15 protein-coding genes and 2 pseudogenes are annotated in these 22,528 nt (G+C 69.9%); 5 read left to right on the top strand and 12 right to left on the bottom strand.

Annotation, left to right across the window (positions count from 1 at the left end):
• Positions 1 to 295: 295 nt before the first annotated feature.
• The 3 genes from ACFYX0_RS38265 to ACFYX0_RS38255 are packed head-to-tail and all read right to left on the bottom strand — an operon-like array spanning position 296 to position 2,152.
• The gene (locus ACFYX0_RS38265; protein ID WP_311700391.1) at positions 296 to 649 is read right to left on the bottom strand and encodes a DoxX family protein; all 354 of its coding nucleotides are present in this window, start codon (positions 647 to 649) and stop codon (positions 296 to 298) included.
• Positions 650 to 701: 52 nt separating this feature from the next.
• Positions 702 to 1,238, bottom strand: coding sequence for a hemerythrin domain-containing protein (locus ACFYX0_RS38260; protein ID WP_388978012.1), 537 nt, complete (start codon positions 1,236 to 1,238; stop codon positions 702 to 704).
• On the bottom strand, positions 1,235 to 2,152 hold the full coding sequence (locus tag ACFYX0_RS38255) for an LLM class flavin-dependent oxidoreductase (RefSeq protein WP_388978009.1): 918 nt from the start codon (positions 2,150 to 2,152) through the stop codon (positions 1,235 to 1,237). The genes ACFYX0_RS38260 and ACFYX0_RS38255 overlap by 4 nt, the downstream gene beginning before the upstream one ends.
• 316 nt (positions 2,153 to 2,468) lie before the next feature.
• Between ACFYX0_RS38255 and ACFYX0_RS38250 the strand changes: the two genes are divergently transcribed.
• Positions 2,469 to 3,365, top strand: a complete 897-nt coding sequence (locus ACFYX0_RS38250; protein WP_388978006.1) for a LysR family transcriptional regulator — start codon at positions 2,469 to 2,471, stop codon at positions 3,363 to 3,365.
• Positions 3,366 to 3,392: 27 nt separating this feature from the next.
• On the opposite strand, the gene pheA is transcribed toward ACFYX0_RS38250, so the two are convergent.
• The 4 genes from pheA to ACFYX0_RS38230 all read right to left on the bottom strand — a co-directional run bounded on the left by pheA (position 3,393) and on the right by ACFYX0_RS38230 (position 9,617).
• Positions 3,393 to 5,345, bottom strand: a complete 1,953-nt coding sequence (gene pheA / locus ACFYX0_RS38245; RefSeq protein WP_388978003.1) for a prephenate dehydratase — start codon at positions 5,343 to 5,345, stop codon at positions 3,393 to 3,395.
• A gap of 11 nt (positions 5,346 to 5,356) precedes the next feature.
• Entirely contained in the window at positions 5,357 to 5,752 is a 396-nt protein-coding gene (locus tag ACFYX0_RS38240; protein ID WP_311700397.1) for a nuclear transport factor 2 family protein, read from the bottom strand.
• A 92-nt stretch (positions 5,753 to 5,844) separates the two neighbouring features.
• A complete protein-coding gene (locus ACFYX0_RS38235) occupies positions 5,845 to 6,780 on the bottom strand; it encodes an NAD(P)-dependent oxidoreductase (protein ID WP_311700412.1) in 936 nt (311 codons plus the stop codon).
• 5 nt (positions 6,781 to 6,785) lie between these two features.
• The gene (locus tag ACFYX0_RS38230; protein ID WP_388978000.1) at positions 6,786 to 9,617 is read right to left on the bottom strand and encodes an AMP-binding protein; all 2,832 of its coding nucleotides are present in this window, start codon (positions 9,615 to 9,617) and stop codon (positions 6,786 to 6,788) included.
• Positions 9,618 to 10,745: 1,128 nt separating this feature from the next.
• Between ACFYX0_RS38230 and ACFYX0_RS38225 the strand changes: the two genes are divergently transcribed.
• Positions 10,746 to 11,417 carry an IS5 family transposase gene (locus tag ACFYX0_RS38225; protein ID WP_388977997.1) on the top strand — a complete coding sequence of 224 codons (672 nt, stop codon included), beginning with the start codon at positions 10,746 to 10,748 and terminating at the stop codon, positions 11,415 to 11,417.
• On the opposite strand, the pseudogene ACFYX0_RS38220 reads toward ACFYX0_RS38225, so the two are convergent.
• Positions 11,374 to 11,616 (bottom strand): annotated as a pseudogene (locus ACFYX0_RS38220) (hypothetical protein); the annotation flags it as partial. The gene ACFYX0_RS38225 and the pseudogene ACFYX0_RS38220 overlap by 44 nt on opposite strands.
• Positions 11,617 to 12,788: 1,172 nt before the next feature.
• Between ACFYX0_RS38220 and ACFYX0_RS38215 the strand changes: the two are divergent.
• The 3 genes from ACFYX0_RS38215 to ACFYX0_RS38205 all read left to right on the top strand — a co-directional run bounded on the left by ACFYX0_RS38215 (position 12,789) and on the right by ACFYX0_RS38205 (position 16,343).
• Complete coding sequence (locus ACFYX0_RS38215) at positions 12,789 to 13,535, top strand: hypothetical protein (RefSeq protein ID WP_388977994.1); 747 nt, start codon at positions 12,789 to 12,791, stop codon at positions 13,533 to 13,535.
• Between the two features lie 176 nt (positions 13,536 to 13,711).
• Complete coding sequence (locus tag ACFYX0_RS38210) at positions 13,712 to 15,619, top strand: exo-alpha-sialidase (RefSeq protein WP_388977992.1); 1,908 nt, start codon at positions 13,712 to 13,714, stop codon at positions 15,617 to 15,619.
• 412 nt (positions 15,620 to 16,031) lie between these two features.
• Positions 16,032 to 16,343 (top strand): hypothetical protein, encoded by a 312-nt coding sequence (locus ACFYX0_RS38205; RefSeq protein ID WP_388977989.1) that lies wholly within the window; start codon positions 16,032 to 16,034, stop codon positions 16,341 to 16,343.
• Positions 16,344 to 16,424: 81 nt separating this feature from the next.
• On the opposite strand, the pseudogene ACFYX0_RS38200 reads toward ACFYX0_RS38205, so the two are convergent.
• The 4 genes and pseudogenes from ACFYX0_RS38200 to ACFYX0_RS38185 all read right to left on the bottom strand — a co-directional run.
• Positions 16,425 to 17,453: pseudogene (locus ACFYX0_RS38200) on the bottom strand (glycosyl hydrolase); the annotation flags it as partial.
• Between the two features lie 369 nt (positions 17,454 to 17,822).
• Positions 17,823 to 20,144, bottom strand: a complete 2,322-nt coding sequence (locus tag ACFYX0_RS38195) for a hypothetical protein (protein WP_388977987.1) — start codon at positions 20,142 to 20,144, stop codon at positions 17,823 to 17,825.
• A 218-nt stretch (positions 20,145 to 20,362) separates the two neighbouring features.
• Entirely contained in the window at positions 20,363 to 21,415 is a 1,053-nt protein-coding gene (locus tag ACFYX0_RS38190) for a sensor histidine kinase (protein ID WP_388977984.1), read from the bottom strand.
• 145 nt (positions 21,416 to 21,560) lie between these two features.
• Positions 21,561 to 22,193, bottom strand: coding sequence for a response regulator (locus ACFYX0_RS38185; protein ID WP_388977981.1), 633 nt, complete (start codon positions 22,191 to 22,193; stop codon positions 21,561 to 21,563).
• Positions 22,194 to 22,528 lie beyond the last annotated feature (335 nt).

Below are 22,528 nucleotides of genomic sequence, written 5' to 3'. Positions count from 1 at the left end.
TGAACCCTCCCTCCCACAGGCACGCGAAACGATCACCGGTTCACCCTACCGGCCGCCACCGACAACACCCCGAACTGCAACAGAAGTTGAGGAAAGCTGAGATTCGATGACGAAACGCGCAGCAGCTGGCAGCCCCTGGCCGGGGTCTGCGGCTTGCCTGCCTTGGCACGGCGGAAGGTGGGCGTCAAGCCGCTGCTCGCGGACTGCCTTGGAGGTCGCCGCCCCGGCACCGCGCCGTTCTGCCTGGTGGCTGCGGACGGAACGGCTCCGTGCGGGTGGTCGGTGCCGGGCCGGATCAGGCGGTCTTGATGCGGAGGATGAGGGTGGCCGTCGACAGCAGGGCGAGGAAGAAGGGGAAGGCGGCCACCTGTACCGGGTCGTGGATCTTGGAGTGGGCGCCGGTGGCGCCGAGAAGGAGGAGGATGCACCCGATCGCGGCGGCGATGCCGATCGGGGCCCAGGCGAGGCCGATGAGCAGGCCGGCGACGCCGGAGACTTCGAGGACTCCGATGGTGCGGGACTGGCTGAGCGAGAGGCCGAGGTGCTCGGCGGTCTCGCTTGCCTTCGGGTGATTGATGATCTTGAAGGCGCCCAGCGGTGCCAGCACGAGGGCCAGGACGATGGACAGGACCACGGTGGTGGGGAACATGGGTGCTCCGGGGTGTGGGATTGTGATTCGTGGGAGTCGGAGCCGGTGCCGGTCAGACCCAGTCGGGCAGTCGGCCCAGGGCCGGCAGGATGTGCTCCTCCTCCAGATCGAGGTGGGCCGCGAGGCGCTCGGCCAGCACACCGATGGAGTCCTGGGACGCGGTCCAGGAGGGCTGGGGGCCCGCGAGGGTCTCCACCGCGGCGACCAGGACGTCCAGCAGTCGGCCGAGTTCGGCGTGGTCAGATGTGAGGCGCTCGACGATCGGCGCCAGCTCCGGGGCTGTGCGCAGCACCGCCGGGAAGATCCGGAAGTCCTCGATGGAGTGATGTGCGTGGACGACCTGGCAGTAGGTCTCGCAGAAGGACCGCAGTTGCCAGGCGGCCTGATGCATCGACAGCCCGTCGATGATGCCGCGCACCTCGGGGACCGAGCGCGCGTCCGCGGCGGCGACCATGCGCAGCGCCTCCTGCAGGGACGACAGATCGTGCCGCAGCTTCCCGTGCGCGGCGACCAGCGTCCTAACCATGGCCTCGCCGGCGGGTGTGGCCCCTGGGGGCGCCGCGCCGGGGTCGACGCCGGCGCCCGTCATCCGGCCACGCCTTCCTTGCTCAGCGCCTCCCGCACAGCGGGCACGATCTCGGCGGTGAACACTTCGATCTGCCGGTCGTGATCGGCCATCGGAGTGATCATGAAGCCGCTGACCTGCCCTTCGACGGCCAGCTCGACCAGTCGCTCGATCCAGGCGTCCGGCCCGTCGTTGAACTGACCGCTGCCCGCCGGATCGATGCGGCCGATGATGTTGTACAGCCGCCGCACGTCGGACGGGGAGCGGCTGGCCGCGACGGCGGAGTCGTCCACTGACTTGTTCACCTTGAGGAAGGCCGCCGGGTCGAGGTAGGGGAAGCTCGGCAGCCAGCCATCGGCGAGCCGGCCGGTCAGCTCCACCATCCGCGGCCCATACGCGCCGACCCACACGCCAATGGGGTGCGCGGGGGCGGGGCCGGGTACGACGCCTTCCAGCCGGTAGTGCTTCCCGTCGTAGACGGCGGGTTCGTCGCTGGCAGCCCACACCCGTCGGATGACGGCAATGCCCTCCTCCAGCGCTTCGATCGCCTCCTTCATCGAACGCCGGGGGCCGCCCATGCCGCCGCCGCCGTGCTGGACCGCGGCCCCGGCGCCGAGCCCGAGTTCCACTCGGCCGCCGCTCAGCAGGTCGAGGCTCGCCGCCGCCTTCGCGAGCATGGCCGGCGGACGCAGCGGCAGGTTCGCCACGTCGGGGAAGAGCCGTATGTGCTCGGTACTGGCGGCCAGTACGGACAGCAGGGTCCACGAGTCCAGGGTGGTGGGCATGTACGGGTGGTCCATGACGCCGAGCAGTCGCAGGCCGCGGTTGTCCGCGAGCCGGGCGAGGCGTACCAGTTCCTCCGTCCGCGCCGCCTCCGGGTTCAGGGCGACACCGAACTCCAGCGGATGGCGGACGGGTGCTGCGGTGGGCTCGGACATGAGCAGTCTCTCCGGTGATGTCAGAGTGGCGGTTTGCGGGGCGGTACGGCGGTGCGGCCCGGGGTACGAAGCTGTGCGCGGGTGGCGCGGGGAGCGGGCCGCGGGTGCGGTCCGTTCACGCCGACGGTCGACGGGCGACACTGCCGGGCGACCGAGTGGCCGGGCACAGGCGTACTGCGGGCGTACGGGTCACCCCGCGCACCCGTACCCGCGATCGTGTCCGCCCTCCGGCCACTTCATTAAAGCCGCCGCTCGCCCCGCCCCGCTGTATGTTGGGAGTGGCAGTATCTGACGCTCGGCGTAAGCAGGACTGACGGTGTTGGACGTAAGGAAACTTCTGCTCCTGCGCGAGGTGGAGGCCCGCGGGTCGATCGCCGGGGCTGCTCTGGCGCTGAACTACACCCGTTCCGCCGTCTCGCAGCACTTGTCCGCGTTGGAGGCGGAGACGGGTGTCCCGCTGCTGGACCGTACCAACGGAAGGGCTACGCTGACCGCGGTCGGCAAGTTGCTCGTCGGGCACGGCGAGCTGATCCTGTCCCAACTGGAGGCCGCCGAGTCGCAGTTGCAGGAGCACAGCGGGCAGGTCTACGGAGACCTGCGGATCGGCGTGCCGTTCCACGAGGGCCCGGCGATGCTCGTGCCGACTCTGGTCGCGATGCGCCGTGAGCACTCGACGCTGCGGATCACCCTGCACGACACCCGTGGCACCGAGGCCCGCCAAGCAGTACGGCTGAACCAGCTCGACATGGTGGTGGCCGCCCGCTACCGGCAGGTCCCGGAGCCCGACGTGCCGGGGCTGAGCGAGAAACCGTTCGCCAGCGACCGGATACGGCTCGCGGTGCCGCCCGAGCATGAACTGGCCGGTACCGGCCCCCGGGAGCTGGCCGACTTCGCCGACGAGCCGTGGATCCTCGACGAGGACTCGGCGCTGGGTCGGCTGACCCTGCACGCCTGCCACGGCGCGGGCTTCACGCCCGATGCCGTGGCGGCCACCGACGACATGCAGGTCGTCCTCGGCTTGGTCTCGCACGGCTGGGGCGTCGCTCTGGTACCGGATCTGGTCCCGGACCGGCCCGGGTGCCCGGTGGCCCGGATCGATCTGACCGGCACCGTTCTCACCCGCGAGCTCTCGCTCGTCGTGCGCACCGGTACGGTCGACTGCCCGTCGATCGCCGCGCTGCTGGCTGCGGTGCGGCGGGACACCGGGGGATGAGCCGGGGCGCCGGCGGGCGGGCGCTGGTTACTTGTGGCCGATCACCATGGAGACGGGGCCGTCGAGCGGCTGGGCCGAGCACTGGTTGAACCCGGCCTCGGTCATCCAGCCCATGCAGTCCGCTCCGGTGTAGTCGAAGCCGCCGGGGCTTTCCAGCAGCATGTGCAGACTGGTGAGCAGGCCGAAGGTGTTGGTACGCCGGTCGTCGTCGATCATCGACTCGTAGACCACCACCGTCCCGCCGTCCGGCAGCGCCTGGTACGCCTTCTCCAGCAGCATGCGCTTGACGTCCAGGTCCCAGTCGTGCAGCACCCGGCCGAAGACGACGACCTCGGCGGAGGGGAGCTTGTCGGTGAGGAAATTACCGGCGGTGAAGGCCATCCGCCCGTCGGGCCGGGACCGCCGCACCGTCTCCTCAAAGGTCGGCTCGACCGCCGGCAGGTCGAAGCCGATGCCGGTCAGGTGCGGGTGGGCGGCGAGCACCGTGCTGAGCAGGATGCCCTCCGAGCAGCCGATGTCGGCCACGGTCGAGTACTTCGACCAGGAGAATTTCGCGGCCAGCGCCTGCGAGGCGGCGAGCGAGCCGCCGGTCATCGCCTTCTGGAACCGGCTGGTGAGCTCGGGGTCGGCGTAGAGCGCGGCGAAGGGGTTGCCGTCCGCGCCGCCGAGGTTGTTCTGCGGGGCGCCGGTGCGCAGCGCCTCGGTGAGGTTGCCCCACGAGCGGTACCACAGCTCCTGGGCCACCTCCAGCAAGCCCCCTATGTACGTGTCCTGGGCACGGTCGAGGAAGGCCGCGCTGTCGGGCGTGTTGCGGTAGACACCGTCCTCCCGCTCCAGCAGACCGAGGGCGACCTGGCAGTCGAAGAAGTCCCGAGCGCCGCGCGGGTGCAGGCCGAGGCGTTTGCCGAGCGTGGCTGCGTCGGCAGGGCCGTGCTCGGCGAGGTCTGAGTAGAGCCCGAGTTCCACAGCGGTCAGCAGTACCTTCGCTGGCCAGAAACCGAGGCCGAGTTGGACGATCCGGTCTTGAGCGGTTCCGGGGACCGGCTGCTCAGTGCTCAAGGCATGTCCTTCCTGACGGTGTGGGTGGGGGCGGTGCGGTGAGCTCACGCGGTCCGGCCGCTGAGCTCGCTCGGCAGCCAGGCCGCGCGGGTAACTGCCGAGGAAGCGGGCCTCGGCGCCGATGTCGAACAGCGCCGCCACGGCACGGCTGACCGGCTGGTCGTCGATGTGGCCGTCCACGTCGACGAAGAAGCGGTAGGTGCCAAGCCGCGTCCCGGTCGGCCACGCCTGGACCCAGGTCAGATTGACCCGTCCGGTGGAGAAGACCGACAGGATGCCGGGCAGCGCGGCCGGGGTGCGGTCGCCGACGGAGACCAGCAGCGAGGTGCGGTCCCGGCCGGTACGGGCCGGCGGCACTCCGGCCCTGCGGACCATGACGAAGCGGGTGACGGCGTTCTCGTCGTCGCCGATGTCCTGGGCGAGGACGCGCATGCCGTACTGGTCCGCGACGGCCGGGGCGGCGATCGCCGCGCAGGAAGGGTCGTCGGCGACGACGACGTCCCGCGCGGCGCCGGCGGTGGAGTGGGCCGGCTCCAACCGCGCGCCCGGCACGTTTCTGCGGAGCCAGCCCGCGCACTGGGCGAGGGCGTGCGGGTGGCTCAGCACCCGCCCGATGCCGTCGAGGCCGACCCCCGGAGCGGCCAGCAGGGCGAAGGTGACCGGTACCACCACCTCCGCGACGATGTGCAGGTCCCCGCCGACGGTGAGTCCCTCCAAGGTGGCGGGCACCACACCCTTGCGGGAGTTCTCCATCGGCACCATGGCGGCGGCGCGCTCGGCCCGGCGCACCGCGTCGAGTGCGGCGGGCACGGTGGCGTACGGCACGCAGGTCGCGTTCGGCGAGGGGGAGAAGCGGGAGAGGGCGTAGTGCAGCGCGGTTTCGGTGAAGGTGCCCTCGGGCCCCAGATAGGCATACTCCATCGGGGCCGCCCTCAGCTTTCGATCAGGCGGTGGAAGAGGGCGGTGTCGAAAATGTCCTCCATGCGGGTGGCCTTCCCGTCTCGCAGCGTCCACGAGTGCACGAACCGCAGGGTTTCGGTGCGCCCGCTGAGCGAGGTGACCTGCCGGACGCCGAGGACCACGACGCGGTCGCCGGACTCGATGATCTCCTGCGGCTCCAGCCGCATCCCGCCCAGCACGGTCGGCACGTGGGCCAGGAAATCCTTGACGCCTGCGTGGCCCTTCTTGGTGCCGCCGAGGCCGTAGGCGACCATTCCGTCGGGGTGCACCCAGTCGACGTCGGCGTCCAGGGTGGCGAGCAGGGCGTCGACGTCGCGCTCGTGAAACGCCTGGTAGGCGGCTTGAACGGTTTCCCTGTTGGTCGGCACGGGCGGATTGCTCCTTTTCGAGGTGGAACTCGGCGTGTCGGGATTCACGTCACCAGGGGGACTTCGACGTTCCGCGCTCGGCGCGGCGGCCCTCAGCCGTCGGCGCGCGGCCCCACCAGGTCGGGGTACAGCGCCTCGACGGTGCGGCGGATGCCGTCGTGCCAGCCCACCTCGCACGGTCCGGTCAGCTTGCGGCGCAGCGTCGGGTCGAACCGGTAGGTCTCGCGGGTCACTTCCCTGGGCACAAGCTTGGCGGTGACGCCGGTCAGCTCCTCCAGGTAGCGCACGCAGTCGGTGATGCCGACCGACTCGTCGCCGCCCCAGTTGACCAGCGTGGTGGAGACGGTGGCGGCGTCCCACAGCAGCGGCACCTGGCGGACCAGGTCGTCGGTGTAGAGCAGGGAGCACCAGTTCTGGCCCTCGAGTGGTACCGGGATCGGCTCGCCGGCCAGCATCCGCTTGAGGTAGAGCATCGGGACACCGCCGTAACCCCCCGGCCCGTAGGCGATGTTGAGCCGGGCGATGGTGGTGGGCAGACCCAGCACCTGACCGAAGGCGCGCACGGTGCCCTCGGTGGCGATCTTGCCCACCGGATAACAGGGCAGCCAGTCGGCCCTGCCGTCGATCGCGTCTGTCTCGGTGTAGAGGTGGTCGAGGGTCTGCCGGGCGTACAGCGCGCCGGTGGAGACGAACAGGAACGCCTCGGCGGTGCGGCAGTGGGTCATCAGCCGACCCGCCGCGACCGAGTTGACGGTGACGGCGGCGGTGAAGTCGCCGTCCTCGCCGCGGCGGACAGCGCAGTGGATGACGTGGGTGAAGTCCTCGGGCAGTCCCTGGAGGGTGTCGGGGCCGAGGTCGTCCATGTCCCAGTGGAAGGTCTTGATGCCGCGGGCGGTGAGTTCGGCCTCCACTCCGGGAGTGCCGAACCGGCCCAGGCTCCACACCTCGTTGTCCTCGGCCAGTGCCTCGGCGACAGGTCGGGCCACCTGCCCGGTGCCACCGGTGACCAGGATCTTCTTGTTCTTCACGTACGTCACGCCCCGTCGCTGTGGCGGCTGGCGGTGCCAACGCCACCGTCGCCCATGGCCAGGTCGATTTCACGCCGCAGGATCGCCTGGAAGGCGGCGACGTGCTGCGGGCCCATCAGTGTGTAGTGCTCGCCGGGTACGTCGACGTAGCGGACGGGTTCGGCGGTGAAGTCGTCCCAGCGGCGCAGTTCGTTGGCTAGCCACTCCTCCTTCGTGCCGCGCAGCGGTACGGCGTACAACACCGTCATGAAGCGGGTGGAGCCGCTCGGCGTGTAGCTGCGGCCCAGATCGGTCAGGCCGTTGGCCAGTTCCGCCCAGGCCGCGAACTTCTCGGCGGTCAGGTCGAGTTCGGCCAGCCGGTCGGCGGGCGCGATGTCGATGAAGTGCTGCAGCTGGCTCTCCCGGGACAGCCCGCGCAGTTGCGACGGCAGGTCCAAGGACTGCTTTTTGTTGATCAGCTCCAGGAAGAGGGCGAGGTTAGCGGCGGTCTCGACGAAGTCCAGTTCGTCCATGCGGTTCTTGATGTGCGGGGGCAGGTTGAAGCTGCCCACGAAGTCGACCCGCTCGCCCTGCGACTCCAGCACCTTCGCGATCTCGAAGGCGACCGCGCCACCGTAGGAGTAGCCGGCCACCGCATAGGGTCCGTGCGGCTGCCTAGCGCGGATCGCCAGCACATACGTGTCGACCATCTCGGCGAAGCTGGTGAACGGCTTCTCGCCGCGGTTGAAGCCGCGGGCGCGCAGGGCGTAGAACGGCCGGTCCGCGACGAAGTACTTGGCCAGGTTGACGAACACCAGGACCTCACCGACGCCCGGGTGAACGCAGAACAGCGGGGTCTTAGTGCCGCTGACCTGCATGGGCACCACCGGGTCGTACGGGCGCTCGCCGGAGGTCCGGTCGGCATCGATGTAGGCGGCCAGCGCGCGGACGGTGGGGGCGGTCAGCACGGTGACGATCTGGAGGTCCGCCACGCCCAGGCGTTGCTCGACGTGCAGGCGCAGCCGCAGAATGTCCAGGGATGTGCCGCCGAGGTCGAAGAAGCTCGCCGTGGCAGAGATCTTGTCCGTGGTGGTGTCGAACATCTCGGCGTAGAGAGCCGCGAGTTTCCACTCAGTGTCGCCCTCGGGGGCGGTGTAGCCGCCGAGTTGGCGCGTGGTCAGCTCGGACATCGCGGTGATCCGGTCGTCGTAGCCGCCGGCCTCCAGACGCTTGCGCATCAGGGCACGCTGGATCTTGCCCAGGCTGGTTTTGGGGAACGCCGCTTCGGGCAGCGGCAGTACGAGGGAGGGCCGGAAGCCCCAGTGCATGACCACGGTGCTGCGGACCGCGGTGACCAGCCGGAACAGCCCGGCTTCGTCTCCGTCGGGCACCTCGGCGTGGAAGGCGATCACCAGTTGCTCGGTGTCGGTGCCTTCCGCGCGGGTGGGGAACGCGGCGGCGTAGGACTTGGCGACGCCGTCGATCTGCTCCAGGGCGGTCTCGATGTCGTGGCTGTAGTAGTTGACGCCGTTGACGATGACGCTGTCCTTGCTGCGCCCGACCAGGGTCAGCCGGCCCTCGTCGATCCGGCCGAGGTCGCCGCTGCGGAACCAGCCGTCGGCGGTGAACGCGTCCTCGGTCGCCTGGCTGTTGTTGTAGTAGCCGGCGGTGATCATCGGCCCGGACAGCTGGAGTTCACCGACCTCGCCCTCGGGCAGCGGCCGGTTGTCGTCGTCTGCGATCCGGATGGACAGGCCCTCGACGGGCAGGCCGAGGTTAGCGAACTCCTGGCCGACATCGGTCCCGGGGAAGCCGGTGGAGTAGATACTGCCGGCGCAGGTCTCGGTCATGCCGAAGGCCGGCCACAGCGCGGTCGGCACCAGCCCGTACGGGGCGAGATGCTCCAGGAACGCGCTGCCGGTGGCGCACACTACGGCCTCCCCGCCGCTGATGATGTGTCGCAGCCGCGTCAAGTCGACCGGCTCGGCGTCCGCGTCCGCCAGACGGTCCACCATGCCGTTGACCAAGCCGAGCAGGAAGTTCGGAGTAAAGGTTACGGTGACCTGGTGCCGCGATATGAGCCGCAGGAACTCGAGCGGGTCCTTCAGCACCACGGGGGCTTCGACGTGCACCTGCTGGGCGCCCGCGTACAGCGGGAGCATGTGGCACTCCAGCAGGGCCGCGACGTGGTCGAAGGAGACCCAGTTGAGCACGGTGTCGTCGGCGGTGAGGCGGTGGTAGCCGTTCTTGCCGACCATGGAGGCGAGCAGGTTGCCGTGGCTGAGCATCACCGCTTTGGAATTGCCGGTCGAGCCCGAGGTGAGGACCAGTAGGGCCAGTTCGGCCGGGGCCGCGTCGTGGAGGTCCTCGGCGGGGGCCATGCCGCGCAGCCGCGCCAGGGGGACGGCCGTCACGTCGGCACCGGCCGGGAGTTCGGCGGCGAGCGTCTCGTCGGCGATCAGCAGCGGCCGGTCCAGCAGTTGGTTGACGTGAGCGAGCTGGGCCGACCAGCGCTCCGGGTCGCCGCGCAGCGGCACCAGCGGGCACGGTACCAGGCCGCCGAGCAGGCAGGCCCAGAACAAAGAGATGAACTCCCGTGGGCTCTCCACCAGCAGAGCCACTTTGGCGCCCGCTCGTCCGCCCTGGGCGCGCAGCCCGGACAGCAGCCGACGGGACTCGTCCAGCAATTCGGGGTAGGACTGGAAGGTGGCCTCGTCAGTCGCTCCGCCATGACAAAAGCGCAGGCCGGTGTCCGGGTGCGACTGTGCGGCTCGCAGCAGTAATGCTGTGATGTTGCGGTCGCCCGCCTCAGCGGCGGGCCTCCGCGTGGCATTACTCACCTGCGTTACAGAGCTCATGAGTCCCCACGAATCCTTTCTGCGTGGTATTGGTCCGGAGTCGAGCGACGTCGTCTGGCCGACAAAGACAGAACTGAATCACGGCGCGGGAGAAGTCGAGATGAACACGAAATGGACGAAGTCCTGCCCGTACTGTCATCGCTAGTGTCGCGTGAGTCTCTTTGCGTCACTCGCCTCGCGCTGAAGGTGCTGGTCAGGGGCTCGTGCGAAGCCGAATGGAGTGACAGTAACGGGATCACGAGACGCTGGGGCAAGTAGAGCGGAAACGTCGTATACATTCGGCAAGTAATCGGAGCGTGACCGCGAACGCTATAAATAGCTCTGTGTGACCGATTGTGCGCCGGATCGACCGTAGGCTTCCCAGTTGGCAGCTCGGCGTCACATTTTCCTTACTAGTCGCTACTCTCCGATTTCCACCACGTGAATGTTTACGAAACGTCTCGTATCTAAGGATCAACCGGACGCGCAAGACGTCAGAAGGCCGATGCCGACCACGCGACTGAACTTACAATAAATAAGAATGTCGGAACAAGGGAGTTCATGCCACATAGCTTGAAACGACCAGCATGGAATGCGACTTGCGCAGCTCACATTGTCGGCCGGGCATTGGCGTTCGGAGACCCGTGGCCTGAAATAAACGGCGGCCGCCCCGGACGAGCCCTTCTGTCCTAGGGCTTCGGCGTAGCCGGATGGTGTCCGGTTCATGACGGTCTGTCGGGTGGGAAGCCTTGGGAGTAAATAGCTGTTGTCGTACCGATCGTTCGGTTTGTCGATCGAACGGAAGTCCCGATTGGGTGGTCACGGGCTGCTCGGCGCATACGAGCAGGGCCTCCTGAACAGCTCGTTGGTGTCGAATCACCGAGCAACATCAGGAAGCCCTGGTGCCGCAGTGTTCCGTGTCGATGGCCGGGCAGTCCAGTTCCGTCACGCGGGAGTGTGACTGTCTGGCTCACCGGTTCGGAAACGCCGCCGACAACTGGTCCCGGCAGCCGCGTTATCCGACGGACATGACGGACGCGGAGTGGGCAGCCGTCCGGCCGCTGCTGCCGGTGCCGGGCTGGATGCGAGGCCGGGGAGGGCAACCGGAGGCGTACTGCAACCCGGGCGCTACTCGATGCGATCCGCTACTTGGTCGACAATGGCATCAAGTGGCGGGCGATGCCCGCCGACTTCCCGCCGTGGGACCGCGTTTACGCCTTCTTCCGGCGTTGGCGCGACCACGGCCTGGTCAAGGAGTTCCACGACCGGCTGCGCGGTCGGGTCCGGATGAGTCTGGGGCGGGATGCGGAGCCGACGGCTGGGCTGATCGACTCGCAGTCGGTCAAGGCGGACGCCGTCGTCGGTGCGGACAGCCGCGGCTTTGACGGCGGCAAGCTGGTCAACGGGCGCAAGCGGCACGTCGTGGTCGACACGCTCGGTCTGCTGCTGGGGGTGATGGTCACCGCCGCGGACACCGGCGACCGCGCCGCCGCCCAGGTCCTGCTTGAGCGGGTGTCCGACGCGCATCACCGGCTCGCCCTCATCTGGGCCGACGGCGGCTACACCGGCAGCCTCGTCGATTACTGCCTGGCCACGCTCGCGCTGATCCTGACGATCGTCAAACGCAGCGATGACAACAAGGGGTTCGTGGTGCTGCCCAAACGGTGGATCGTCGAGCGCCTCTTCGCGTGGCTGATGCGCACCCGCCGCCTGGCGCGCGACTTCGAACGCCGCACCACCAGCGCCGAAGCGATGATCTACTGGTCGATGACGCTGCTCATGACGCGCCGCCTGGCCCGCTCACGCCCGAAGCCAGCGTGAACCGGCCCGGCGCGGGCTGGGCCAGCCAGCCGCGCGCGACCAGGCGTTTCGCCTTCGACCGCAGTGCTTCCACCCGCGCCGGCACCACGTCCATGCCGAACGCTGCGGCCATCTCCTGGCAGGTCAGCGGCCCTTGGCCGAGCCGGGCCCGGTCCGCAAGCGCCTTGAGAATGCGCTGGTAGTCCACCGACAGCACCGTACCCCGCCCGGGCCGAGGCGTAGGCCAGCCTGCCCGATGGACCGCTGAATATGTATGGCTACCGGTCGCTCGTCGGTGTTCTGCGCGCACCGTGTGCAGGGCTCGCCCAGCTACGGCTGGACACACATTGAGGTTGTTGCCGGTCGGTTGGAAGTACCGGCGGAGCTGGAGGACGGGAACGTCCGGGCCGTCGTGCGGGCCGGCGGTCCTGGAGATGCGGAGCTGCGGTCGACGTCTTCGTTCCACGGGGATCGGTTCGGGCCGCAGACGTGGCTGTGGCGGCTGCGGCTGCACGTCGAGCCGTCGTAGGCGTACGGGTCCTACGGTGAGGGTGAGTTGCCAGGCTCGTGAAGGCGGATCGTGCGGGTCGGGCGTGTAGGCGTCGGCCGACCTCAAGATGGCGGTGCCGGGGGTGGCGGCGCGCGCCGTGCCAGACCGCGTGCCATTGGGTTCTGTGCGGTCATCGAGCACCATGACCATCTTTGGGTTGGAACTCGTGACCGGCCCCCAGGTGAAGTTGTGCGCTGGCTTGAGGGTGATGCGGATCATCGTGCCGATGTGAACGCAGACGGCGCGCAGGGGATTGTCGGAAGGCGGGTGGCGGACCGTGACAGTGCCGCTGAGGCACAGCCGGGTGGAGCTGCCGGCGCGCCGGGCGACGCCGAGGTGGTGCGGCCGGGCGATGCTGAGCCACTGGTGGTCGAGCCGGAGGCAGAAGAGTTGGTGATGGCCGGGCTCCCGGTGGACGACAGGGCCGGAGCTGTGGCGGAAGGGTCCTCCTTGGCCCCCCCGGTGGCCCCGGTGCCGGACGCACAGGTGGCGGCTGAAACAATGAGGGCGACAACGGCGAGTGAACGAGCCCCAGTGTGGTGGTGTCTCACGGTGCCCCCAGGGTGGAGTCGGGACAGCCGGACGGTGGGACGCGGCTGAGGATGGATCCGTTCCGTGATCCGGCTGGGACTCGCGCTTCCCCTACGGGCGATACAGGGAAATCCCTTGTGCCGATGCAGAGGAAACCCTGCGTTTTTACTGTGGGTTGACTGCACTGCGTAAATTCTCGGTTGCTTCGCGCCATGCAGGCTGCATCTCTCTTGTTGCATGACATGTCCGGTGCAACTATCCCGGATTGTGAACACGCGCTCCATCGGCGTGAACGTCCTTCTTGTCCCCACATGTCGGGCGATCTCCGGCTGCGTGAAAGGATGTTCCGTGTCCCGATCCAGACGCAGACGCGGCCGGATAGCCGCGCTCACCGCGATCCTGACCGCAGTCCCCGTACTCTGGCTCGCCGTCCCGCGGCCCAGGCCGACCCCGCACCCCAGGCGGCCCACCACTCGGTCGACACCGGCCCGGCCGTCCGCCACGACACCTTCCCCACCCTGCGCTCCATGGTCGCCCACGCGCACCACGGTCACCACGGCAAGAAGCAGCAGGACGACGACCCCGGCGAGGCGCGCCTCCCGCACCCGCCCGCGTCCCACATCCCGGACCCGGTCGTGCAGTCCAGCCCCGGCGGGCCGTCCGCCCCTTCGACGGGCACGAACTTCGAGGGCATCGGTGCCAGCAACTACTCGATCAGCGGTGTCCCGCCGGACCCGAACGCCGCCGTCGGCTCCAGCCAGATCGTCGAGACCGTGACCACCGCCTACGCGGTCTACTCCGAGTCTGGTGCCACCGTCCTCGCTCCGACCGACACCAGCACTCTGTGGTCCGGTTTCGGCGGGTCCTGCCAGTCCACCAACGACGATGACGGGGTGGTCCGCTGGGACACGCTGGCCAATCGCTGGGTGGTGACGCAGTTCGCGAACGTCTCCTCGTCCTCGGGCCCGTACTACGAGTGCGTGGCCGTCTCCAGAAGACCGCCTCGGTCACAGCTACACGCTCACGCTCATCAGCCACGACGACAACTACACGGGTGACGCCACCTACACCCGCTATGACGACGTGACCCTGTCCTGACCGGCGTCGGGCCAGAGATCGGTTCCTGAAACGTCGTGCCCGGGGCGGACCAGCGGACCTGCGCCGGTGGTCCGCCCCTCCTCAAACGCCCTCGCTTGAGGGCGTACACCCACCATCGACGACGAGGGGTCTCCTCATGTCGCGCACTGCTCTCCGTAGATTCGTGGCGACCGCCACCACCGCTCTGCTGTCGTTAGGCGGTCTCCTTCTCGCATCTCACCCGGCCCTTGCCGACGTCTCCAACGGCGGCTTCGAGTCCGGCAGCCTGACCGGCTGGACCTCCGCCGGGACCACATCTGTGGTCGGCTCTGGCGCCCACAGCGGCACCTACGCCGCCCGTGTCGGCGGCACCTCGCCCACCAACGGCGACTCCTCGATCGCCCAGACCTTCACCGCGCCGACCGGAGCCACCCAGCTGTCGTTCTGGTACAGCGTGACCTGTCCCGACACGGTCACGTACGACTGGGCCACGGCCACCCTGACCGACACCACGACCGGCACCACGACGACCGCACTGGCCAAGACCTGCACCAACGGCCAGGGCTGGAAGCAGGTCACGTCGTCCGTGACCGCCGGGCACAGCTACACCCTCAAACTCGTCAGCCACGACGACAACTACGCGGGCGACGCCACCTACACCCTCTACGACGACGTCGCCTTCACCACCGCCACCCCGCCGCCCGGTCTGACCCAGGTCAGCACGGACCCGTTCACCAACTCCTCCAGCCAGCACGCCACCGAGCTCGAACCGGACACCTTCGCCTACGGCAGCACGATCGTCGCCTCCTCCCAGGTCGGCCGGTTCACCGACGGCGGCGCCTCCGACATCGGCTGGAACACCTCCACCGACGGCGGCACCACCTGGCAGCACGGCATGCTGCCCGGCATCACCACCTACCAGGGCGGTGGCAGCTGGGCCCGCGTCTCCGACCCGGCCGTCGCCTACGACGCCAAGCACGGCACCTGGATGGTCGCCGGACTGGTCATCGACAGCAACGTCAACGGCGCCGGCGTCAGCGTCAGCCGCTCCACAAACGGCACGAGCTGGCAGAACCCGGTGATCGCGGTCGGCAACGACGGCCAGGGCTACGACAAGGAGTGGATCGTCTGCGACAACTCCGCCACCAGCCCGTACTACGGCACCTGCTACGTCGAGGTCGACGTCACGTCCTCGGGCAACGCGGTGGTGATGAGCCGCTCCACCGACGGCGGCGCAACCTGGTCGGCGCCGGTGGCACCGTCCGGAGGACCGAGCGGTCTGGGCGGCCAGCCTCTCGTCCAGCCGAACGGCACGGTCGTGGTCCCCTACTCCGCCAACGGCAGCTCCGTTCGCGCCTTCAACTCGGCCGACGGCGGCTCCAGCTGGTCCGCCAGCACACTGATCGCCAACGTCTCCAGCCACGGCGTGGCCGGCAACCTGCGCGACGGTGAGGGCCTGCCGTCCGCCGAGATCGACGGAGCCGGCAAGATCTACGTCGCCTGGCAGGACTGCCGCTTCCGCTCCGGCTGCCCGGCCAACGACATCGTCTACGCCACCTCGACCAACGGCACCAGCTGGTCGTCGGTGACGCGGGTCCCGATCGACGCCACCACCAGCGGCGTCGACCACTTCATCCCCGGCATCGGCATCGACCCCGCCACCTCCGGCACGACAGCGAAGATCGGCCTCTACTACTACTTCTACCCGAACGCCAACTGCACCACGTCCACGTGCCAGCTGGAGGTCGGCTACATCTCCTCCGCCAACGGCGGCAGCACCTGGAGCTCCCCGGCCACGGTCGCCGGCCCCATGTCCCTCTCACAGATCGCTGGCTCCACCCAGGGCAGCATGGTCGGCGACTACATCTCCACCTCCGTCGTCAGTGGCAAGGCGGTCTCCGTCTTCGCCGTCGGCAAGGCCCCGACCAACGGGCAAGCCTTCGACGAGGCTCTCTACACCGCTGGCCCGCTCACCGTCAGCGGCGGCAGCGCACGCTCCACGACCCACGGCGCGGCGACCGCCCCCTCACAGCACCTCACCAGGCCGCTGCCGATCCGGCACTGACCTGAGAAAGCACACGGTGCGCTCCGGCGGGGACGCCGGGGCGCACCTTTGTATATGGGGACAGGAACGATCGGCACAGGAACCGGGCGCCGGGCCAGAACGTCACAGTGGCGTGCGGCGACGTGAGGAGGCATTTGTGGCGCTGGAGCAGCAAAGACGCAGGCCAGGGCTCGAGGGGCCGTGGTTCGGGGCCGCCGTCGTTGCGGTCGCCTGCATTCTGACCGCCTGCGGAAGCAGCGGGAGCAGCTCACACTCCGACTCCACGCCACCGCGCCCTTCCGCCGACCCGCACGCCACAACGCCGTCGGCAAGCAGTACGGGGGCGACAGATCATCCAGTCTCGCCCTCCACCTCGCCATCGGCCACAGCAGCTCCTGGGACACCGTCGTCGCCCCCTGCTACGGCCTCCGCGTTGCCTGGCTGCCTGGCAGGCTCCGCCACGATCACCCACAGCGCCGGGGACGCCACCGCCCGCACCTTGTGTGTGCGCTCCGGCACGACGGTGACCGTCGTCCTGGAGCCACGCGCCCAGGGCTCCTGGCCGCAGCCGCGCAGCAGCAACCCGATGCTGGCGCTGGTGACCTCCTCCGGCACCTACGGCAAGGGCGTCACCCGGGTCACGGTGCGTGCCGCGCGCATTGGCTCGGCGTCCGTGACCTGGGGTCCCGAGAGCGCGCCGCTCTTCACACTCCGGCTGAGTGTGGCGGCGTATCCGGTGCAGTGAACGCGAACGCCGGGCGGCCGGTGCCCCCCGGGTTCGGGGCGGCACCGGCCGTCGTCGTGCTACGCAGCGTACGGGTGGTGATCAGTCCTTACGGGCCTTGAGACGCCGTACGTCGAAGGACCAGATGCCGCGTCCGTGGGTGGCGGCGTACAGCTTGCCGTCCGGGCCGAGGCGGAGCTGCATGACGGCCGTGGTGGGCAGGTTGTGGCCCAAGACCAGCCACTTGGCGGCGCCGGCGGGCCGGTAGAAGGTGGCCAGGTCGGTGCCGAGGGCGAGGCCGCCGTTCGGGAGGAGCTTGACCGTGTCGGCGGGGACGTCGGGCAGGTTGGCGGAGACGTCCGTCCAGCTCGCGCCGCCGTCCTTGGACTCGAAGACGTGGCCTACGCCGGCGCCCGGGCCCTCGGTGAAGCGGCGGGAGAAGCCGTTGATCGCCACGTAGACGTGCTGGGCGTCGGCCGGGTCGATCTCGAAGCCGGAGATGTAGCGGTTCGGGACGGTGCCGGTGACGGGGAGGTTCAACTGGTGCCAGCCGGTGCCGTCGGCGTTGCCGACCGCGATACCCCGGGCGAAGCCCTGGTTGTTGCAGGGTCCGCACCAGCCGACGTAGACCGTGCCGCCGGAGGACGCCACGGCCGTGGCCACATGGCCGTCACCGAGATCGTAGGAGTTGGTCCACTCCTTGCCGGAGCGGATCGCGTAGCCCTTGGTGTTCACCCACACGTGCCGGCCGCCGGCGATCCAGGTGTTGGTGTCCTTGGCGTCGGCGGTGATCGGTGCGATGAAGCGGGCGCCGTTGCCGCCCTGGTCCTTGTCCGGCGGGGCGACCTCGTACTCGGTGGCCTTCGACGGGTCCGTGGACCAGGCGCCGTTGTTCACGCCGCAGTTCTGGGTGACCCACATGTCCAGGTAGACGTACTCCTGGGCGATGTTGCAGCCGTTGGCGGGATCGGTGATGGTGTCGCCGCCGTCGCCCCCGAAGTTGGAACCCATGACCTTGTCGTGGCCACGCAGGATCGACTGGCCGTTGTCCTGCAGGCCGCCGGTCACCGAGACCCCGCCGTAGGCGAGGTCCTTGCCGACGCCCACGGAGTAGTACTGGAGGGCGTCGAGGGCTACTGGCTGGCACGGCCCGCCGGTACCCCAACATGTTCGCCCACTGGCGGTTCGGTCTCAAACCTGATGGCTGGGCAATGGGAGCCGTGTGAGTCGAGAGGCTCCCGCACGGTTCTGCGAGCGGCGGCGGGTGAGATTCCCGCCGCCGACTCACCCCGTGATTCACTGCCGCAGCCTCGCCCAAGCCAGGGCGCTGCTGGCGGCCTTGGAGCGGCGGATGCAAGAGGTCGGGCTTCAGTTGCACCCGGACAAGACGCGGATCGTCTGTGTGCCACGCGCGCAGAGGGAGAGGTTGGCATGTAGGTAGGTGACCTTGAACTCCGTGCTGCTGCGTGGGAGGTGTCGTCCGCGGACAGTTGCCGCTTTTCAGTTTCCCGACCGCGGCGCGGCGGCGACGCGGTAGACCACGTAGGGAGCTGCCGAGTCCTGCGCGCCGGAGTTGTCCGGGTGGTCGAACTCGACGGCCGCGAAGCCGTCGTTGCTCATCCCCTTGATGTGGAATGACTGGTTCTGTGCCAGCACTTGGTGCGAGGCGGCGTCGAGCACCACGGTACTCGACGTGTCCCCGCTGCCGCTGCCGCTGCCGCTGCCGCTGGCGTCGTCGGAGGACCCGACTGCCCCGTATAGCCGTCCGGCGAGATACGTCTCGGGGTAGAAGGTCCGCTGGTCGGCGTCCTGCTGCCAGGTACGGCGGTGGGAGGTGAGGTCGTAGGCGTAGGCGCGGGAGCCGTCGACGCTGTAGAAGAGCAGATGGTCCGCGTCCCAGATCGCGTGCCGGTCGTCGGCGGCGCCGATCCGGCCCTGCTGCTGCCCGGTGCGCACGTCGTACTCGTACACGTCGCCGCCCGGCCACTGGAGCAGGACGTGGTCCTCCAGGACGCCCCAGACGGCAGGGGAGATGTTCGTGTCCTGCTGGGCGTCCCGTGGCGCCTTCTGCGCGGTGCCCCACTTCGGGCCGCCGCCCGCGGCGAGGTCGTAGACGTCCAGGTTCCGCAGGCCTGCGGCGTCCTTGGTATAGGCAAAGGCCCAGTGGCCGCCCTGGATGTCGTGGACGCCCAGGTTGTTCGAGCCGTCGAGCAGTCCGGTGTGCGTGGGGAAGACGGCGCGGGTCCTGCCCTGCGGATCACGGATGGCGGTGGTGCCGCTCTTGGCGTCGGTCGTGACGATCCAGCCGTTCAGGAACTGGCTGCCGCCCTGGTCGTCGTCGTGGGTGAAGGCGCCCAGCTGCTTGCCGTCGCGGCTGTAGGTCCGCACGGTGGTGCGGTGGCGCTCGGGGGTGAGCCCGTCCGCGGGGACGGTGGTGTGGGTCGTCACGCCGATCACCTCGGTGCCGTTCCAGTCGCCCTGCGCCCAAGGGGGAGAGGGCTCGCCGGTGTCTGCGGGGATCGGGATGGTGGCCGTGACCTCCCCGGTGGCCGGTTTCACGATCCTGATGTCGCCGCCGGCGACGTAGGCGATGCGGTCGGCGAAGAACATCACGTCGGCCTGGTGGTTGTCGCCGGTCTCCTCACGTGCCAGCGTCCAGGCCGGCTTCGGGCCCAGACCGGTGCCGGAGGCGAGGTCGGGGGCAGAGGTGGTGGTGCCGGAGGCGTCCTCGCGTGTGCCGGGACCCTGTGCAGAGGCGTTCGGTGTCACCGTGGTCCGGGAGCCCTGGTGGCTGCCGTCGCCGCGGAAGCTCCATGTCTCGCCTGCGCTCGAAGTCCCCGTGGAGTCCTCGAAGGCGAGAAGGAACTCCTCGTCCCCCGGGGCGCGTTGCGCGGTGTCGACCTCGGTCGTCCAGGAGGCCCGTTGCCCCACGGCGAGTCCCAGGGCGTCGCGCTGCTTGTCCTCGAACCCCGTGCAGCCGGCCGAGCCGGAGTGCTGCTTGTCGCCGCGCACCGGGAAGTCGGTGCCCACCAGCATGCCGGGGTTAGCTCCTTGCACGCTCAGGTGGAGCGAGGGCTGGACGTCGTCCTCCGGGGTCTCGCTGGTGTCCCAGGAGACGGGGCCGGTGTTGTGGATGGTGATCGTCACCGGATAGACCGTGCCCTTCGCGGCGTGGCCCGCGCACTGCGGCCGAGTCGCCTCGCCCACGGTGACGTCGACCTGGGCGTTCACCGTCCGGTGGCCCTGGACACCGAGAGCGAAGCGGTGGTGGAGACCGCCCGATCCTGCGGAACCGGAGCCGGTGCCGGTCAGCGCGAGCATGGAACCGACTCCGATCAGCGCGAGGACCAGCGCGAGAGCCGCGATCTGGAAGCGGCGCTGCCGGTAGTACGGCTGCGGACCGTAAGGGGGCGGGGGCGGACCGGGCGGTGTCGGCGCGGCCGCCGGACCGGGCGGGTACGGGGCAGCAGGCGGCACCGGGGGTGCGGCCGGCGGGTGCGGTGGACGCGCCGGCGGCTGGGGCGCGGTCGCGGTGGCCCACGGGGGGATCAGCGTTTCGGCGGGGCACGGCGCCTGGCTGTTCGTCACCAGCCGCTCGGCCCACAAGCGGAGTTCCGCGTCCCGGTCGAGCGCCTCGTCCAGGGCGACGCGCAGGGCCGTGGCCCGCTCGGCCCTGGCGGGATTCTCCCGCCAGGACTGCCAGGCGCCCCGCAGGGGCGGGTGACGGTCCAGCAGATGCCGCGGCACCGGGTCGTTGCGGGTGGCGGCGGGTCCGGCGGACAGCGCGTCGAGCGCGCGGCGAGCCAGGTCGGAGCTCTGCACGGCGGTCTTCCTCTCGGACGGCGGATGGGCAGCGTGCACCGCGGGTCGAAGAAGGCGGGGTGAACGGGACGCACGCCGCGCACGCCGGTCGCGGGGCGTCCCCGAGCGGGGCCCTTCCTTTGTACGGCAGCCCAACCGCCCACCACCATCGGTCGGTTGTCCCCGGTTCCGGGGACAAGGGCCGGCCGGTGCCGGGCATCCCGCACCCGTGCGGCTGGTCAGGGCGCCAGCGGCACGCGCATCTCCAGGACCGTGCCCTCGCCGGGCGCGCTGCTGACTTCAACCGTTCCGCCGATCTCCGTCAGCCGTCCACGGATGGAGCGTGCCAGGCCTATGCCCTCGCGACGTTCCGCGGGGGCGAAGCCGCGCCCCTGGTCGACGACGCTCACCACGACACACCGCGCCTCCACAGCGGCGGCCACCGTTGCCCTGTCCGTCCCCGCGTGCTTGCGCACGTTGGTCAGCGCCTCGTGGCAGGCGGCCAGCAGCGCGTCGGTGACCGGGCGCGGCACGTCGACGAAGTGCGCCTCCGGCTCCGGCGGCAGGTAGACGGACACCTTGAGACCCTGACGGATCCGCGCCTGCGCCAGGGCGTGCAGCCCGGTCGCAAGGTCGGCGGCGCCGAGCGTGGCCGGGGCGCCGACCGCGTCGGGGCCGTGGTCGATGAGCCAGCGCAGCCAACCGGCCTCGGCGCGCACCTGGTCGCGCATCCACGTGTCGGCCACCCACCGCCCGTGCGCCAGCGTCTCCAGGGTCTGCAGCACCCGGTCGTGCAGCAGCCGGGACTGCTTGGTGCGTTCCTCCGCCACCGCACCGGCACGGGCCAGCTCCAGGGCGAGGGCCCGGGAGGCGTCCAGCTCGGCGGCCATGCGCCGCAGCTCTCGCGCCACCAGCCAGGTGACGGGCCCGATGCCGAGGTAGCTCCCCGCGTTCGGGATCGCGTTCCACAACGGCTGCCCGCTCGCCAGGTGATCCGAGACGACGTCCACCACAGCCAAGGCAACCGAGGCGGCGCCCACCTGCCAGGCGGTGCGCAGCAGCAGCCCACAGGCACAGGAGGCGACCAGCGAGTACGGGTACGCGAAGAAGCCCCAGGTGTGCAAGGGCGGGCCGGTCACCAGGGCGGCGTTCAGCGCGAGAGCGGCACAGCTCACCGCGGTGTCCGCCGCCCCTACCCAGCCGGGCAGCCGGGGACGGCGTGCGACGGCCACCGACAACGCCACCGACTCGGCCAGCAGGGCCGCAGCCAACGCCACTGCCACGGCGGGCACGGCGCCCTTCTGCACGCCCGTGCCCAGGGCGACGGCGACGTTGAGGAGGGCCGCGGCCCGCGTCGCAAAGAGCGCCCGCCCCTCCAGGCGCGCCAGGCGCAGGCTCGCGTCTTCGGGCCGCGCACCGAAGACGCGAGCCGGCAGCTCACTGCCCTCCAGCGCCGCCCCCTTCAGTCAGGCTGCGGGCGAACCAGGCCAGTTCAGCCTTGTTGCCCAGATGCAGCCGCGCCCGGATGCGTTTGACGTACGTGTCCACGGTGGAGGGCTGCACGCCCATCCGGCGGGCGGTCTGGGCGTGCGTCAGGCCGCGCGCGATCCAGCCCAGAGCCTCCTCCTCCCGGGCCGTCAACAGCGAGGCACCGCCCCTCGACGCGGCGCTCCGGCAGGCCGTGCCGACGATCCCCGCCAGCTGCGGTGACAGGTAGAACTCCCCGCCGGCGACAGCGTGGACGGCGGCGCGCAGCACGTCCTCGTCGCTGTCCTTGGTGACGTATCCAGAGGCACCGGCGGCGACGCAGGCCAGCACGTCGGCCGGCCGGCTGCCCGCCGACACCATCAGCACCGCCGTGACCTCCGCCAGCCGGCGCACCTCCGCCACAGCCGGACGGTCCTCGCCGAGGTAGAGATCGCACAGCACGACGTCCAGGGCCCCGGGATCGCAGAGGTCGGCCGGGTGCGCCCCGGCCCCCGCCACCACGACCTCCGGGTCCTCAGCGAGGATCGCCGCAAGCCCCCGACGCGCCACGGGGTGATCATCCACGAGCCCCAACTGCAGCATGCCGCCATTCTGCTCACCGGGCGGTACCGGCGGCAGCCGAAAAGGACAACTTCCGCGCCGCCGGCGCCGTGTGCCTGCTAGCGAGGACCCACGCACGTCGACGTTGGAGCGGCACAGGATCACGTCCGGCTGTTCTCTATGTTCCTGACGGGTGCTGATCGCGGCCGTGCCGGCCTGGCCGACCGAGGCGTCCACGGCGCTCAGCCACCGGTTGGGCTCCTCAGCGAGCGCGGGCCAAAACGGAAAGACTTCGACACCTCGCCCTCGGTACCCTCCAAGCCGCTCATCACGTTCCGCGCGCCGCGCCGGCCATGGATTGCCTGGGCCGAGTCGCC

This window comes from Streptomyces sp. NPDC002573 (genome assembly GCF_042889625.1).
In the GTDB taxonomy this organism is placed as follows: Bacteria; Actinomycetota; Actinomycetes; order Streptomycetales; family Streptomycetaceae; genus Streptomyces; species Streptomyces gibsoniae.
The sequence above is the reverse complement of the archived record's forward strand: the minus strand, read 5'-3'. Positions and strand labels throughout refer to the sequence as shown.

What these genes read in the sequence shown, in the direction of transcription:
- ACFYX0_RS38185 (WP_388977981.1), bottom strand. Translation starts at nt 22,193, where the DNA reads ATGCTGCAGTTGGGGCTCGTGGATGATCACCCCGTGGCGCGTCGGGGG.
- pheA (WP_388978003.1), bottom strand. Translation starts at nt 5,345, where the DNA reads ATGGAGTATGCCTATCTGGGGCCCGAGGGCACCTTCACCGAAACCGCG.
- ACFYX0_RS38255 (WP_388978009.1), bottom strand. Translation starts at nt 2,152, where the DNA reads ATGTCCGAGCCCACCGCAGCACCCGTCCGCCATCCGCTGGAGTTCGGT.
- ACFYX0_RS38230 (WP_388978000.1), bottom strand. Translation starts at nt 9,617, where the DNA reads ATGAGCTCTGTAACGCAGGTGAGTAATGCCACGCGGAGGCCCGCCGCT.
- ACFYX0_RS38265 (WP_311700391.1), bottom strand. Translation starts at nt 649, where the DNA reads ATGTTCCCCACCACCGTGGTCCTGTCCATCGTCCTGGCCCTCGTGCTG.
- ACFYX0_RS38215 (WP_388977994.1), top strand. Translation starts at nt 12,789, where the DNA reads ATGTCGGGCGATCTCCGGCTGCGTGAAAGGATGTTCCGTGTCCCGATC.
- ACFYX0_RS38210 (WP_388977992.1), top strand. Translation starts at nt 13,712, where the DNA reads ATGTCGCGCACTGCTCTCCGTAGATTCGTGGCGACCGCCACCACCGCT.
- ACFYX0_RS38260 (WP_388978012.1), bottom strand. Translation starts at nt 1,238, where the DNA reads ATGACGGGCGCCGGCGTCGACCCCGGCGCGGCGCCCCCAGGGGCCACA.